The following is a 12,945-nucleotide window of genomic DNA, read 5'->3' on the forward strand; positions in this document are numbered from 1 at the left end:
GTTAAAGCAAGCAGGAAAATCGAACAACGGAGCCGTCCCATTGTTTCTGGAGCAAATGAGTTTTGGGTAGCAAAGAGCGCCGAGCGTAAAAGTTAGGCGCTTTATTTTGCATGTGCGAGAGAGGAATATCGGCACAGAGCGGGAACTTTTAAACAGTGGGAATGTAAACGGCGATAGGGGGAAGAGATATTTGCAACGGTATATATCGAAGGAACTGACTCATTTTGTAGGGCGTGGATTGCCGACAGAAGAGGATAAATACAATTTACTGGTGAAGATAATTCGCGGTGGCTGGCTAACATATCCTCCCCATGATAAGCAGGGGAAGCCACCGAAACTCACTTTTAAAAACGCCGTTCCTATTAATGAGAAGGCATCTGGAGAGGGAAAATCGTTTGAGAAAGAATTAAGATTAAGGCGAAATATAAAAGCCACGAGCTTTGAAGACAATAACTTGTATAACGCGAATATGGTTTGTTTTTGTGATATTCCGGTTGGCGACCTAGCGATACACATGAAAAAATATAGTGGATTTGGTCTTGCTTTCAATAAAGAACTGCTTGCGAAGAAAGGTGTAAGACCTGTGAATTACATTCCAATAGGGGCTAGAAATGTAGGAACAAGAGAACCCCTAGGGGGTTATTTAAATGAAATGGCGCGATTGGTGGAAAGTACAGCGGATCAATCTTCTTATCTAAGTAGAGCTGAAAGTGATTTTCCGGTCCAAGGAACAGAAATAAGTCTAGATCAAATAAAAGAAAACATTGAGAAAGGACGGCAACTGCTGCTATGGGAATGGTTTTCTTTTATCAAGTTTTTCGACGAATTACTGCCAGATGATGACGAGGGTAATTACTACTTTGAACGTGAGTGGCGTTCGCTGTATGATGTGGATTTTGCCTTTGCGGATATTAGGCGGATTATATTGCCAGAGGAATATGCAACCCGGTTTAGAGATGATCTTCCCGAGTACTGCGGGGAACTGGTTTTCAGCCATGTGCCGTAAACTATGCTGAGGACAAACAAGGAGACGGTTCCGCTGTTTCAAACGTTCTTTTCTCTTCCGTCTTATGAAAAATAATCTCGACCAATAAAAATGCGGCAAACGGAGAAAAATCGTCTGCCTCATTTTTTTGCGTCTTCGAAATCAGCGGCGTCCCTAATTCCCCGTCGTTGCGGTTTTTTCAGAACATGGAGTCCGAGGAAAGGCGGACATGGTTTGGCGGGCAAGAGCGTGGAGACGTACGACAGGGAGGTCGTACGCCGGTGGAGCAACAGGGAGGTTGCTTTCACCGGGAATGTCCGCGATCGCCGACCGCCAAGCCTTGGCCGATCCGACGGACGTGGTCGCTTCTGAAAAAATCGCGACGACGAAAGGGGCATAGCTGTCGATAGAGGGAGGCAAAATCAAGTTGGATTTGCCGAAGCAAGCAAAATCGGTTTTGGTTTAAGCAGCATCGTTTACGAAAACGGGCAGCAAGATTTCCAAGTATGGCACTCTTGCTGCTTTTTGCGTTGTGTGCGTAAAGATGAACGTGAGGAAGAATTTAGACTTTTTAGATTTTAAAAATTAAATAATATTGACGAAAAAAGCAAACCGAATATAATACAAGTACGCAATACACTTTTCTTAAAGCAGCTGTATGTTTTGCCTAAAAGGGTAATTAACGATTGCGGCAGTGTGCTTTGAAATCGCCAAGTTTTTTCTGTGAAAATTTTGATGCGGACGCGATGAATAACGATCTATATTTGGACACTTGGATCGTTAGGAGTAAATAGTGTAACCGGCCATACCATGACTAGTCATGGAGTGACCGGTTTTTTTATATTTGATGAAGTGTTTCACGGGATAACAGAATTTTATTTTCAAAGGATTAATGAAGGGGGAAGGTAACATGTTTTCGTTGCTGCATATCGATAATAATTTTTTTTACAAGGAAATTCTGCGTGATTTATCTGAACAGAATGATTTTCGATATTTCTCAGCCAAAACACCGCAAAAAGCATATGAGATTTTAGTTGCCCATGATATTGATCTTATTGTGACCGGACTGGAATTTAAAGGAGAAAATAAAGAACGCTTCATTTCCACGCTGATGCGCAAAAAAAGGGAGACGACACCGGTAATTGTTCTTTCGGCAATCAATGATATGAAGCTTAAAGCAGAGCTTTTCCAAAAGGGTATTTCCGATTATCTAACAAAAGATCACTTCATGGAGTATTTAATGACGCTGATCAAAAAAAATAAAGGGGGGGATGCGATTGCCGCAGAACTGCGAAACCTTTGGATTGCCGTTTTAGATGACAGTGTGATGCATCTGAATGGGATGCGCGCGTTTTTTGAACATAATGCGATGCCGCAGGTCGATTATTTTATAAATCCGGCTGCACTTTTGACGACAGCCAAGACATACAATATTTATTTAATTGATAACGTTTTGCCGGATATTTCAGGTGAAGAAGTGATTCGCGAAATTCGGAAACGGGATGAGTATGCGGTAATCATAGCGGTTTCATCGGTTAATAGTCATGCGGTTATTTCCAACATTTTAAGTAATGGTGCGGACGATTATATTGTAAAACCATTTTCGGAAAATCTTTTTATGGCGCGTCTTAAAGCAAATGTTCGAACCTATTCGTTAATGCAGCAGTTAAAAGAAAAAAACAGGCTTTTGGCTCAAGTGGCGCAAGAAGATGGTCTTACCGGTCTTTATAATCGTCGTGCAATAATGGAAAGGTTAAACAGGGAAATCGATTTTGCGACACGCAGTAAAGAACCGCTTACGGTGCTGATGTTTGATATTGATCGCTTTAAAATGATTAATGATACCTATGGGCATCATTTGGGCGACGAGGTGCTCAGACAGTTGGGGCAGTATTTGAAGAACGCGTTTCAGAAAAATGTCATTACGGGACGGTATGGCGGAGAAGAATTCATTTGCGTTTTTCCAGGGCTTGCGCTTTCTGGCGCGGTCGTTTACGCGGAACGTCTTCGACGCGAATGTGGCGAAATGCGTTTTAGTGAAGACGCTCTTTCCATTACTGTCAGCGGCGGGGTTGCGGCATATTCGGATGAAAACGCAGATGAATTTTTAAAACGGGTGGATGAGCTTTTATATAAGGCCAAAAAGAACGGGCGCAATCGAATGGAATACTAAAGCGATTCTTTTTTCGTTGCTCGTATGAAAAATAATGTCGATTAATAAAAGGAGGCAAACGGAGAAAAATCCGTCCGCCTCCTTTTTGCGTCTTCGGATGCAGCGGCGTTCCCTGACTCCCCGTCGTTGCGGTTTTTTCAGAACATGGAGTCACAAGGCATGGCGGACATGGTTTGGCGGGCAAGAACGCGGAGACGTACGACAGGGAGGTCGTACGCCGGCGGAGCAACACGGACGTTGCTTTCGCCGGGAATCTCCGCGAGCGCCGACCGCCAAGCCTTGGCCGGCCCGAAGGACGTTGTCGCTTCTGAAAAAATCGCGACGACGAAAGGGACGTAGCTGTCGATAGAGGGCAGCACAATCAAGTTTGATTTGCCGAGGTAATCAAAATTTTGTTTGATCGGCGGCGATCGGTATCAGCGAGTACAACAGTTGGCAGCAAGGATTCCAAGCGTGGAAACCCTGCTGCTTTTTACGTTGCGCAAGCGAGCGGAGAAGCAAGGTAACGGTTCGAAGCCACTGAAAACGATCTGATTGGCATTCCTAAAGTCAGGGGCCATTTAAATTATCGTGGATGATGAACGTATCTACGTGAATGCCGATACACAGGAAATGCACAATGGAAATAAGCGTTCCTTGGCTATGTCGGCCAAAATAAAATTTAGGGGGAATTTACATGTCTTACAATTCAAATTTACCAGTGGACAATACAGCCGATATTCGGGAAAACTTTCGGGCGCTCAAAGATGACAAGATTGTTGCGGCGGCTACGGCGATTACTGCTGAGAGTGCTGAAAAATTAGCAAATGCAAGAAAAATATCTCTTAAGGGGGATGCTACGGGTAGTACAAATTTTGATGGTTCGGCAGATGTGACGATCAGCGTAGATGTAGTTAGCGCGGATGTTTCGTCTTCATGTACCGGCAATGCTGCAACTGCAACAAAGTTAGAAACAGCACGAAATATTAATGGCGTATCCTTTGATGGCACAAAGGATATTACGATTAGAGCAGAAGCTGACGGTGGGAATGCGGATACTGTAGATGGGAAACATGCGAGTGATTTTGTATCCGCTGGATATGGTGTCCCGGTTGGTTCGGTGGTATATCTTGCACAGCAATCCGCACCAGAGGGGTGGTTAAAAGCTGATGGCTCAGCGATTTTAAGGACACAGTATGCTGATTTATTTACCGCAGTTGGTACTATGTTTGGCGCTGGTGATGGCAGCACTACATTTAACTTGCCAGACCTTCGTGGTGAATTTGTACGCGGATTTGATGATGGACGTGGAATTGATGGTAATAGAGCATTGGGGAGCTGGCAGAATGATATGTTGCGATCACACCAACATACATTTCCAGCAGGCGATGTGTCTGGCGGACCTGCATTGCAGGCTAATAGGACAATTGGATATAATACAGCGCACACTACTTTTGTTGGTGGTGAGGAAACGCGTCCTCGTAACATAGCACTGCTAGCTTGTATTAAATATTGATCAAAGAACGGAACACAACTGTCAAAAGGGCAAACAAGGGGATGGTTCCGATGTTTCAAACGTTCTTTTCTCTTCCGTCTTATGAAAAATAATGTCAGCCAATAAAAGGGAGGCAAACGGAGAAAAATCCGTTTGCCTCCTTTTTGCATCTTCGGATGTAGCGGCGATCCCTGACTCCCCGTCGTTGCGGTTTTTTCAGAACATGGAGTCCGAGGAAAGGCGGACATGGTTTGGCGGGCAAGAGCGTGGAGACGTACGACAGGGAAGTCGTACGCCGGCGGAGCAACATGGACGTTGCTTTCGCCGGGAATCTCCGCGAGCGCCGACCGCCAAGCCTTGGCCGACCCGATGGACGTTGTCGCTTCTGAAAAAATCGCGACGACGAAAGGGGCGTAGCTGTCGATAGAGAGAAGTACAATCAAGTTTGATTTGCTGAAGCAAGCAAAACCGGATTTGTTACAAGTCACAGCCTTTATAACAAAAAGCAGTGAGGCTTCCAAGCGTGGAAACTTTGCTGCTTTTTACTTTGCGCAAGCAAATGAATAATACTTGCTGCATCTCGGCAGGAGATCGGGAGTATAAATGCAATTAATAACTGTGGAATGAAAAATCGATGAAAGAGGTGACGCAGTTGAATCGATCGGCCTTTATGCTTACTTTTTCTGCAATCTGTTTGGCGATCAATCTGGTGCTTGGGATGGTGATGCAGAGCTTGAAAATTCCGCTTCTGTATCTCGATACGCTGGGGACGATGCTGGGCGCAGCTGTCTTGGGTCCTTGGTATGGTGCGGCGATCGGCGGCTTGACGAATGTGGTGCAGGGCGTGTTGACCAATCCGGTCAACATCCCCTTTGCGCTTGTGAATGTGGCGATCGGCCTGACGGTGGGCTGGGTTGCGCGGCGCTACGGTTTCGGCTGGAAAGTGGCCTTGCCGACCGGCCTTTTTCTTGCGGTGGCCGCACCGCTGGTCGGGACGCCGATTGCCATCTGGATTTTTGGCGGTTTGGGCGGCAGCGGCACCGACTTTTTGGTGTTGTGGTTATTAAAGAGCGGGCAGGGGATTTTTTCGGCGGCGTTTTGGCCGCGGATTGTCGGGAATTTGGTCGATAAGATCGGCTGTGCGCTGTTGACGGCCTTTTTGTTGAAGCGAATCCCGCTTGCGCAGCTGTTGCCCGGCAAAAGGATGCTGTGAGCGAAATGAAAAGAGGCAAAGAACTGGCGCTCGTCTGTCATTGTATATTGAATCAAAACAGCGTGGTTCATCCATTGGCGAGAAATCGCGGCGCGATGGTTGATGTGATGGCTGGATTGATGCGTAGAGGCTTCGGCATCTATCAGCTGCCCTGTCCGGAACTCTTGTACGGCGGTCTGCAGCGCTGTCCGAAAACGTATGCACAATACGACGCGGCGGAGTATCGTGCGCTGTGCGGCGAACTGGCAAAGCGTAGCGGGCAGGAACTGGAAGGTTTTGCGGCAGACGGCTGCCGGATCGGCCTCTTGGTCGGCGTTAGCGGCAGCCCAACCTGTTCGATCGGCGGACGGCAAGGGCATTTTATGGAAGCCTTATTGCCGCGCCTTGCAAAATGGGAAAAGGAAATGCGTCTGCTCGAAGTGCCGCAGGATTATGAAGAGGGAAAAGATAAACCTGTTTGGCTGCGCGACGCGCTGGGCGAAGTGTGAAAAGAAGTGTCTAAAAATTGTTGAATACGAAAAGAGGGCGGTCTTGAAATAGCGGTAACAGGCTATTTCAAGACCGCTTTGTTTTATCTCCATGCGTTGTGTGAAAAAGCTCTCGCAAAAGTTATCGACGTTTTCAATTTTAGCGTTTAATAATAGGCCTGTGCGAAATATATGTAAATGAGATCAATATCATAAATGGCATAAGAAAGTAAAAGATATTGATGATGAAAAATGGAGGAGGTAGTTATAATGGCTATTAAATGGGAAAGTCGCGAAGGCTGTGCGGTGACCGACAATGGATTGACAGCTACAACAACAGGTTATCTAATTCCGGCGGTAAGTGACACGAGTAAAAAAACAGGAAAGTGGTATTTTGAACTGAAATGGAACAATGGTTTGGCAGAAGATTTTATTGGAATTGCCGCGGCTGGGGTTACTTCGTATCATGATGCGAAGACGGTGTTGCTATACCGCAGAAACGGAGTGATCTATTCAGGGTATGTCAATGAAACAGGGCCGCTTGTTGAGTTTTCGACGTCTGATATAATGGGGATTTCGGTTGATATTGATAACAATTTGGTGACGTTTTATAAGAATGGCGTACTGTTGGGCAGTTGGAATCAGACGAATATTAAAAGCTGGGACGGCGTATATGCGTATGCGCAAAGCGGAACATCTTCTTCGGGGACTTCGGTAACCGCGAATTTTGAAGGGCCGTTCGTGTATCCGAATCCAAATGGAACTCCCCTGGAAGCGCCAAGTTTGACGGCGGTTGACGGAGATGGGAACGTTGCTCTGAAGTGGAACTCTGTGAGCGGCGCAACCGGTTATAACGTTAAACGAGCCCTAACGGCTGGCGGTCCGTATACGCTGATTGCCGGCAATGTAGCAGACGTAAATTATACCGATACGTCTGTAACAAACGGCACAAAGTATTACTATGTGGTCACTGCATTGACAAGCGGCGGAGAAAGCGCTGCTTCGAACGAAGTTTCGGCTACGCCTGCTAAGACGCCGCCGCTGACAACAAAAAGCGAACTGCTGCGCGTTACGATGCTCGATTCGAGTGAGCGCATCTATAATGTGACGTCGGCGGAGGCCGAAGGGTTCGTCGCCTGGTTCAAGCGTCCGCTGAATACGGGCGACAGTTGTTACGCGATCAGTGATGCGGTCGAGGGCGGCAAGGAATATCTGGCGTTCGACAAGATCATTAGTTTTAAGGTCTGGTCGATGAAGAAATAAGAAAATGTTCACATTTTTGACACAAAGTCGCCAATATACCGTCATGAACCCTCGCTATAATGAGATCATAGACAAAACTACAAGGGGGAATTGACATGGTAAAGAAGAGTTTGCTTGCTGCATTGGCGGCAGGAACAATTTTGGCGACGGCGGCGATCGGGTTTGCCTCTCCTCCGATGGGGCGCGATATGGGCCCGGGACCGGGCGGTGAGCGACCTTGCATGATCGATAGTGCAAACTGGACCGCTGCGCAAAAAGCGGAGTTCCAGCAGGATATGTTGCAGCAGCAGGAAAAGATGATGGAACTGCAAAAAACGTTCCTGAACCAGGAAGTGGCCAAAGGGTTAGTGTCGCGCGACTGGGCCGACCAGCAGATCAAGTGCATGCAGGAGCGCCTAGACTGGCAAAAGGCACATCCGGGCGAAGCGGAACCGCGCCCCGGCATGAAACCGGGCGCGCCGCAAAAAGCGCCGCTGGAATAAAGAAAGACAGCGCGGCCGCCTTGCGGCAGAGCCTCTCTGCTGCAAAAAAGGGGACTGTAGACAAAACGAAATCAAGTGAGACGTTTTTTTTACACGAAGAGTCGAAGAAGGGACTGTCATCAAAGGTTTGATGACAGTCCCTTTTTGTCTTACGGGGCGGCATCGGCGCGTTTCCATTTCGCGCCGACATTGACCGACCAGGCTTTGCTTTGGTCTCTGGAGATGAAGGAGCCGACGCGGACGTGTTTTTCGTTCGGCTGCATCAAGAGGATGCCGGAGATCAGAGCGCCGTTCACGTTTTCTTGCGAGATGATGTAGGGACTGACGTAGATTTCTGCATTGACGTCACTGTCGACAAAGAATTCTGCGCCATAGTCATAGCCGCTTGCATCGGTCAGATAGACGCCGTAGATCGTGACGTTCTCCTCTGCGCTGGCTCTGGCAAAACTGCCGAAAGCCAGTGCGGTCAGCAAAAAAAGAAAGAACAGCTTTTTCATCGCGAGATCCCTCCTTATCGCTTTGTCTGAAATGCAAAACGGAAGCAAAAGGTTGTCGCCGCGCTTGATTTTATATACTAAGGATACTTTCAGTGTACAAGAGTGGGGGAAATATTTCAAGATAAATTGGTAAAAAAAGGATGATGGTGTGTTCGATTTGTCGCTGGACAAGAAAGGGCAGGCAGGTTAAAATCGAGCGTATAACGTAAAAAAATAAGCTGCTCTGCGGCGATGAGAAAGAAGGTTGGTGTATGCAAAAGTTGCTGGACGGGCTGGTTCGTTTTCGCAGCAAAGATTTTGAAGAGCATCGCGACTTGTTCAAGGGGCTGAAATCGCAGCAAAAGCCGCATACGCTTTTTATCGCCTGTTCGGATTCGCGCGTCGATCCGAATCTGATCACCGGTACGCTGCCCGGCGAGCTGTTCATCGTCCGCAACATCGCCAACCTTGTGCCGCCGTATCGCGATGCCTCAGAGTTTTTGGCGACGACGTCGGCGATCGAATATGCGGTGCTGGTGCTCGGCATTGAAAATATCATCGTCTGCGGGCATTCGAACTGCGGCGGCTGCGCGGCCTGTCTTGGCCCGGCGGAGAAGCTCGATGAGCTGCCGCATACGAAAAAGTGGCTGGAACTGGCGCATCCGGTGCGAAACCGGATCCTGCGCGAAATACCGGCGGATGAACCGGAGGCGCGCGAATGGATGATGGAGCAGGCCAACGTGGCGGAACAGCTGAAGCATCTTTTGACCTATCCTTGCATCGCAGAGCGGGTCGAGGCAGGGACGCTTGCGATTAGCGGCTGGCATTATATCATAGAGACCGGTGAAGTGTTCGTCTATGACAGCGCGGGCGGCGAATTCCGGCTGGCGAACAGTTTGTGGTGAGGAAATGTTTAAAGATTGTTTAATCTCTCGCTGCGTTTTTTATGATACAGTGAAGAAAAACGAAGAGGCGGGATGAGAGCATGAATCATCATTTGCAAATGTTGCGACGGGCAGCGCTGTTTTGCGCCGTGTTGCTGTCGTTTTTCTTTTCCGCTTCGGCCGCGGAGCCGGTCGAGGTGCTGAAATATCCGTATCAGGTGCAGGCCGGCTATGTGCTGCTGCCTTGGGTCGAAGGCATGGCCGACAAGGACCTGCAGGGATTCGTCAATCGGCAATTGTTGCAAAGCGTGCTGGAATTGGCTGATTCGGCGTCGGAAAGTTCGCTGAATGGAAATTTTGACGTCTCTTTTTACAATGAGAATATGATCGGCATACGTTTCAGCGGCTACAGCTATTTGCCGCGGGCCGCACACCCAACGAAACTGGAACGCGGCATCCATGTGGATCTGCGCAGTGGAAAACGTTACTCTCTGGCGGAGCTCTTTAAAGCGGACGTTGATTATCACGCCCGGATTAAGGAACTGTGCGGACAGGAAGGCGAGCCGTACCGCGTGACGACCGGACTGCCGGAAGCGGCTTGGACGTATCGCTCGTTTGCCGCGGCCTGGGATGAACCGGAAGAGATATTTTTGCTGGGCAGCGACGGCATAAGGGTGTATGCGGTGCCGTCTTTCGCGCAAGGGGCCATCAGCGGGTATCAGATTCCCTATGAAAAACTGATGGACGTCATCGACCGTCAAGGCGAACTGTGGCAGGCGATCAGCAGTAAAAAAGCGCAGCCGGTCACCTGGGGGGCGAGCCGCCAGAACAACAAGTTCAATAAAGACCAGCTGCAGGTCGGCGATCGGGTAGCCGGACTGCTGACGCGAACGGTGGAGCGAAACGGTGCGTATTTGAGCAAGGCTGTTTTCTTCGGCGAGATTGAGCTGAGCGGAACCGGTGCATGGAGCAATGACAGCGGCGACGGCCGGGCGTATCTGCTCACTGTCGACCGCGCGTATGAGCGGCGCTTGCCGCGCTGGGACGACTGGCAGCAGGAAAGCGTGATACGCTTGGATGCGGGCAGCGATGCGAAGCTGCTGGCGCAATTGCCCGAGAGCGCGCTTCGGATCAAAGTGGTTATTGCAGATTATTCGCTCGGCGAGCGTCAGATTTTGCGTGTGGCGAGATTGGTAAAAGTGCGGGAAATAGGCTTGCGCTAAGCGGCGGAATGGATTATGATAAAGACCCGCCGCAGTGTGCGGGAAATAAATGAAATGAGGCTGTAATTGATGTGCTGTTCATGTAATGAAACATATACGATTTTTTCACTTTCGTTTGTCGTCGCCGAACCGGTCGAGAACAATATGGAAATGTATCATGCGATTGCCAATTGTTTATTTAAGAACAAGGTGATCTCCAATATCAATGTGGCGAAGAACCGGGCGCTAACAGAGGACGGCAAGAATCTCTTCTGTTTTGAGCTGCATTTGAGCAATACAAACCATGCAGAGGCTTTAACGCTGGAAAATGTGCAAAAGGCCTTAGCCGACCTGACTGCGCAGTTTCCCGGCTATTCCGATATGCAGATCAAGCCGCATGTGCATGTGCACGCATAAGGCGACTGCGTAAAAAGACTGTCTCAAACAAGCGGAGGGATGCTTGCTTTGCGACAGTCTTTTTCTTTGCTTTATCGTTTTTTCGTTTATTTTTCTTCTGCACACATCATGCTGTGCGCCAAAAGGTGCATGACGCGGCGCTGCGCAGGAGAGACGCTGCCCTTCTTGCGCAGCAGATGAAGCGTTCCGACCTCTTCTTCGAGGCAGGCGGTACAGAGCGAAACGGCGTCGGGTGCACCGAAGGCCGAGCCGCAGGCGCGGCAGGTCAGTTTGGGTTTGGCGCGGCCGTCGGCATAGCCCTGCTGCCAACTCTTAGTGTCCAAATCGTCAGGGCACGCAGCGTCTTCTTCGTTAAGACCGGCAATGAATCCGGCATGCCAAGCGGCGGCATTTATGCTTGCACTCATGAAAAGCCTCACTTTCAATAGAATTTTGCGAAAAAGGTAGAGTAAAAGGAGATATGGTTGCTAGATTCTTCTTTTTGCGAAAAAATCCTTTGTAGAAGCAAGCGATTCAGAGAAGCAATGCGCAAAGACAAGGAACTGACGCGTTTTTGTCGAAGTAATACCGTTGTGAAAAATGTGAGCGATGCAGGCGAGAAGGCAGGTGTGCGAAGAAATGACGGCGCAGAAAAAAACGGAAATAAAAGAATGGGTAGAAAAAATCGCAGCAGCAAACCAGGAACAATCTTCGCGCTGCTTTGGCATTGATTCGGTGCAGGAGTTATATCCGCCCTGCCCGGAGGCGGAACTTCGCCTCTATGAACAGTCGCTTGGCCGCCCGCTGCCGCCGAGCTATCGCAAGTTCTTGCGGCTGCACAACGGCTGGGGCGGTTTCAGCCGCAACATCTCCTTGCTGGGTACGCGTTATCGTCAGGAAAAGGATTTGCTCGCGGCGATCGAAGAGTTTCAGGCGATCGAGGCGTTGGACGGAAAAATGGGCGCGGCTACCGGAATTTTTGTCGCCGCTGCGCCGGACGGACGTTATTTCTTATATTATGATATCCATACGCGGCGTAAAAACGGCGAGATGGAACTGGTCGAATATATCTATCCGAAGGGCGAGGTCTGCTGTTATCCCGATCTCACGACCTATCTGATGAAACATTTCGAGACCTATTGCGGCGGAGGCGGCGAGACGCTGGTACCCAGCCTGAACGAAGAAATGCGCATGGTCCTGGTCGATGCGGCGCATGGCCAGGAACTTTTGGCGCAGCGTGACCTGAAAGGGTTAAAGGCGCTCTGGGCGGAGAAGGAATGGGTGCGCAGCAGTCTGCTGCAGTCGATGGCGATCAATGTTCCGCCCTGGGCGGCAACGGACCGGAACCTGCTCCTGGCGTTTCAGGAAGAGCTGCTCGGCGAAGCCGGGCCAGTCGATCTGCGTGGCTTGGCAATCGCGGCGTTTCTCGAATATGACCTGGAGCTGTTTGACAAAGTGGCGTTGACGATGGGCGACAATGTTGCGGGACTCGAGTTTTTTGCGCAGGACTTACTGGCGCAAAAGAAATATGCAGAGGCGCTCAAGGTGCTGATTGCGGTCGTGAACAGTTCCAAAGCATCGCTCGATGCGTGGAGCCAGCTGGTCGATGCGCTGCTCGAAGTCGAAATTCCGGAGTTTGATACCAGCGCGCTTTTGCTCAGGGCGGAGGCCAGAGGGCGCAGCCGGGGCGAGATCTTTCACAAGGTGGCGCGCGTTTGGCTGAAACTGGGCAAAGAGGATCGCGCGTTGGCCGCGATTGCAAATGCGGTGCGCAGCGGTCAATTGAAACTCGAGGACTTGCACAAGGACGGCCTCTTGGCCGACCTGCATCAGGATCCGAAATTCAACCGCTTGTTTTTGGAGGCGTACCAGCGGGAAACGCCGAGCAGCAAGCTGAACCGGCGCGTTTGACGCGAAATGATAAGAAGGA

16 protein-coding genes and 1 riboswitch are annotated in these 12,945 nt (G+C 49.5%); of the genes, 14 read left to right on the forward strand and 2 right to left on the reverse strand.

What is annotated here, in order from left to right; genetic code table 11:
• Positions 1 to 190 precede the first annotated feature (190 nt).
• The 10 genes from QTL79_RS10885 to QTL79_RS10930 all read left to right on the forward strand — a co-directional run bounded on the left by QTL79_RS10885 (position 191) and on the right by QTL79_RS10930 (position 8,057).
• The gene (locus QTL79_RS10885; RefSeq protein ID WP_346354994.1) at positions 191 to 1,006 is read left to right on the forward strand and encodes an abortive infection system antitoxin AbiGi family protein; all 816 of its coding nucleotides are present in this window, start codon (positions 191 to 193) and stop codon (positions 1,004 to 1,006) included.
• 208 nt (positions 1,007 to 1,214) lie between these two features.
• Entirely contained in the window at positions 1,215 to 1,385 is a 171-nt protein-coding gene (locus QTL79_RS10890) for a hypothetical protein (RefSeq protein ID WP_346354995.1), read from the forward strand.
• Between the two features lie 330 nt (positions 1,386 to 1,715).
• Positions 1,716 to 1,799: riboswitch (cyclic di-GMP riboswitch) on the forward strand.
• 96 nt (positions 1,800 to 1,895) lie between these two features.
• Positions 1,896 to 3,158: a GGDEF domain-containing response regulator gene (locus tag QTL79_RS10895; protein WP_346354996.1), complete on the forward strand. Its 1,263-nt coding sequence runs from the start codon at positions 1,896 to 1,898 to the stop codon at positions 3,156 to 3,158.
• Between the two features lie 159 nt (positions 3,159 to 3,317).
• Positions 3,318 to 3,497 (forward strand): hypothetical protein, encoded by a 180-nt coding sequence (locus QTL79_RS10900; RefSeq protein WP_346354997.1) that lies wholly within the window; start codon positions 3,318 to 3,320, stop codon positions 3,495 to 3,497.
• 337 nt (positions 3,498 to 3,834) lie between these two features.
• Positions 3,835 to 4,653 (forward strand): tail fiber protein, encoded by an 819-nt coding sequence (locus QTL79_RS10905; protein ID WP_346354998.1) that lies wholly within the window; start codon positions 3,835 to 3,837, stop codon positions 4,651 to 4,653.
• 225 nt (positions 4,654 to 4,878) lie between these two features.
• Complete coding sequence (locus QTL79_RS10910) at positions 4,879 to 5,049, forward strand: hypothetical protein (RefSeq protein WP_346354999.1); 171 nt, start codon at positions 4,879 to 4,881, stop codon at positions 5,047 to 5,049.
• A 217-nt stretch (positions 5,050 to 5,266) separates the two neighbouring features.
• Positions 5,267 to 5,845, forward strand: coding sequence for a CD3073 family putative ECF transporter S component (locus QTL79_RS10915; protein WP_346355000.1), 579 nt, complete (start codon positions 5,267 to 5,269; stop codon positions 5,843 to 5,845).
• A gap of 5 nt (positions 5,846 to 5,850) precedes the next feature.
• Entirely contained in the window at positions 5,851 to 6,333 is a 483-nt protein-coding gene (locus QTL79_RS10920) for a hypothetical protein (protein WP_346355001.1), read from the forward strand.
• Between the two features lie 249 nt (positions 6,334 to 6,582).
• Entirely contained in the window at positions 6,583 to 7,575 is a 993-nt protein-coding gene (locus QTL79_RS10925) for a fibronectin type III domain-containing protein (protein WP_346355002.1), read from the forward strand.
• A gap of 95 nt (positions 7,576 to 7,670) precedes the next feature.
• Positions 7,671 to 8,057: a hypothetical protein gene (locus tag QTL79_RS10930; RefSeq protein WP_346355003.1), complete on the forward strand. Its 387-nt coding sequence runs from the start codon at positions 7,671 to 7,673 to the stop codon at positions 8,055 to 8,057.
• Positions 8,058 to 8,206: 149 nt separating this feature from the next.
• Here QTL79_RS10930 and QTL79_RS10935 read toward each other — a convergent pair whose 3' ends face one another.
• Positions 8,207 to 8,554 carry a hypothetical protein gene (locus QTL79_RS10935; RefSeq protein ID WP_346355004.1) on the reverse strand — a complete coding sequence of 116 codons (348 nt, stop codon included), beginning with the start codon at positions 8,552 to 8,554 and terminating at the stop codon, positions 8,207 to 8,209.
• A gap of 251 nt (positions 8,555 to 8,805) precedes the next feature.
• On the opposite strand from QTL79_RS10935, the gene QTL79_RS10940 reads away from it, so the two are divergent.
• The 3 genes from QTL79_RS10940 (at position 8,806) to QTL79_RS10950 (ending at position 11,036) form a co-directional block, all read left to right on the forward strand.
• Positions 8,806 to 9,438 carry a carbonic anhydrase gene (locus QTL79_RS10940; RefSeq protein WP_346355005.1) on the forward strand — a complete coding sequence of 211 codons (633 nt, stop codon included), beginning with the start codon at positions 8,806 to 8,808 and terminating at the stop codon, positions 9,436 to 9,438.
• 80 nt (positions 9,439 to 9,518) lie between these two features.
• A complete protein-coding gene (locus QTL79_RS10945; protein ID WP_346355006.1) occupies positions 9,519 to 10,640 on the forward strand; it encodes a hypothetical protein in 1,122 nt (373 codons plus the stop codon).
• 69 nt (positions 10,641 to 10,709) lie between these two features.
• A complete protein-coding gene (locus QTL79_RS10950; protein WP_346355007.1) occupies positions 10,710 to 11,036 on the forward strand; it encodes a hypothetical protein in 327 nt (108 codons plus the stop codon).
• 86 nt (positions 11,037 to 11,122) lie between these two features.
• Here the strand turns inward: QTL79_RS10950 and QTL79_RS10955 are convergent, their stop codons facing one another.
• The gene (locus QTL79_RS10955; protein ID WP_346355008.1) at positions 11,123 to 11,443 is read right to left on the reverse strand and encodes a hypothetical protein; all 321 of its coding nucleotides are present in this window, start codon (positions 11,441 to 11,443) and stop codon (positions 11,123 to 11,125) included.
• 211 nt (positions 11,444 to 11,654) lie between these two features.
• On the opposite strand from QTL79_RS10955, the gene QTL79_RS10960 reads away from it, so the two are divergent.
• The gene (locus QTL79_RS10960) at positions 11,655 to 12,926 is read left to right on the forward strand and encodes an SMI1/KNR4 family protein (RefSeq protein ID WP_346355009.1); all 1,272 of its coding nucleotides are present in this window, start codon (positions 11,655 to 11,657) and stop codon (positions 12,924 to 12,926) included.
• The last annotated feature ends 19 nt before the right edge of the window (positions 12,927 to 12,945 follow it).

Origin of the sequence: Azotosporobacter soli (assembly GCF_030542965.1) — a bacterium.
Taxonomy (GTDB): Bacteria; Bacillota; Negativicutes; order SG130; family SG130; genus Azotosporobacter; species Azotosporobacter soli.

Coding starts and splice junctions, on each gene's coding strand:
- QTL79_RS10950 (WP_346355007.1), top strand. CDS start 10,710: ATGTGCTGTTCATGTAATGAAACATATACGATTTTTTCACTTTCGTTT.
- QTL79_RS10930 (WP_346355003.1), top strand. CDS start 7,671: ATGGTAAAGAAGAGTTTGCTTGCTGCATTGGCGGCAGGAACAATTTTG.
- QTL79_RS10925 (WP_346355002.1), top strand. CDS start 6,583: ATGGCTATTAAATGGGAAAGTCGCGAAGGCTGTGCGGTGACCGACAAT.
- QTL79_RS10960 (WP_346355009.1), top strand. CDS start 11,655: ATGACGGCGCAGAAAAAAACGGAAATAAAAGAATGGGTAGAAAAAATC.
- QTL79_RS10905 (WP_346354998.1), top strand. CDS start 3,835: ATGTCTTACAATTCAAATTTACCAGTGGACAATACAGCCGATATTCGG.
- QTL79_RS10910 (WP_346354999.1), top strand. CDS start 4,879: ATGGTTTGGCGGGCAAGAGCGTGGAGACGTACGACAGGGAAGTCGTAC.
- QTL79_RS10920 (WP_346355001.1), top strand. CDS start 5,851: ATGAAAAGAGGCAAAGAACTGGCGCTCGTCTGTCATTGTATATTGAAT.
- QTL79_RS10935 (WP_346355004.1), bottom strand. CDS start 8,554: ATGAAAAAGCTGTTCTTTCTTTTTTTGCTGACCGCACTGGCTTTCGGC.
- QTL79_RS10900 (WP_346354997.1), top strand. CDS start 3,318: ATGGCGGACATGGTTTGGCGGGCAAGAACGCGGAGACGTACGACAGGG.
- QTL79_RS10955 (WP_346355008.1), bottom strand. CDS start 11,443: ATGAGTGCAAGCATAAATGCCGCCGCTTGGCATGCCGGATTCATTGCC.
- QTL79_RS10945 (WP_346355006.1), top strand. CDS start 9,519: ATGAATCATCATTTGCAAATGTTGCGACGGGCAGCGCTGTTTTGCGCC.
- QTL79_RS10890 (WP_346354995.1), top strand. CDS start 1,215: ATGGTTTGGCGGGCAAGAGCGTGGAGACGTACGACAGGGAGGTCGTAC.
- QTL79_RS10915 (WP_346355000.1), top strand. CDS start 5,267: ATGAAAGAGGTGACGCAGTTGAATCGATCGGCCTTTATGCTTACTTTT.
- QTL79_RS10940 (WP_346355005.1), top strand. CDS start 8,806: ATGCAAAAGTTGCTGGACGGGCTGGTTCGTTTTCGCAGCAAAGATTTT.
- QTL79_RS10895 (WP_346354996.1), top strand. CDS start 1,896: ATGTTTTCGTTGCTGCATATCGATAATAATTTTTTTTACAAGGAAATT.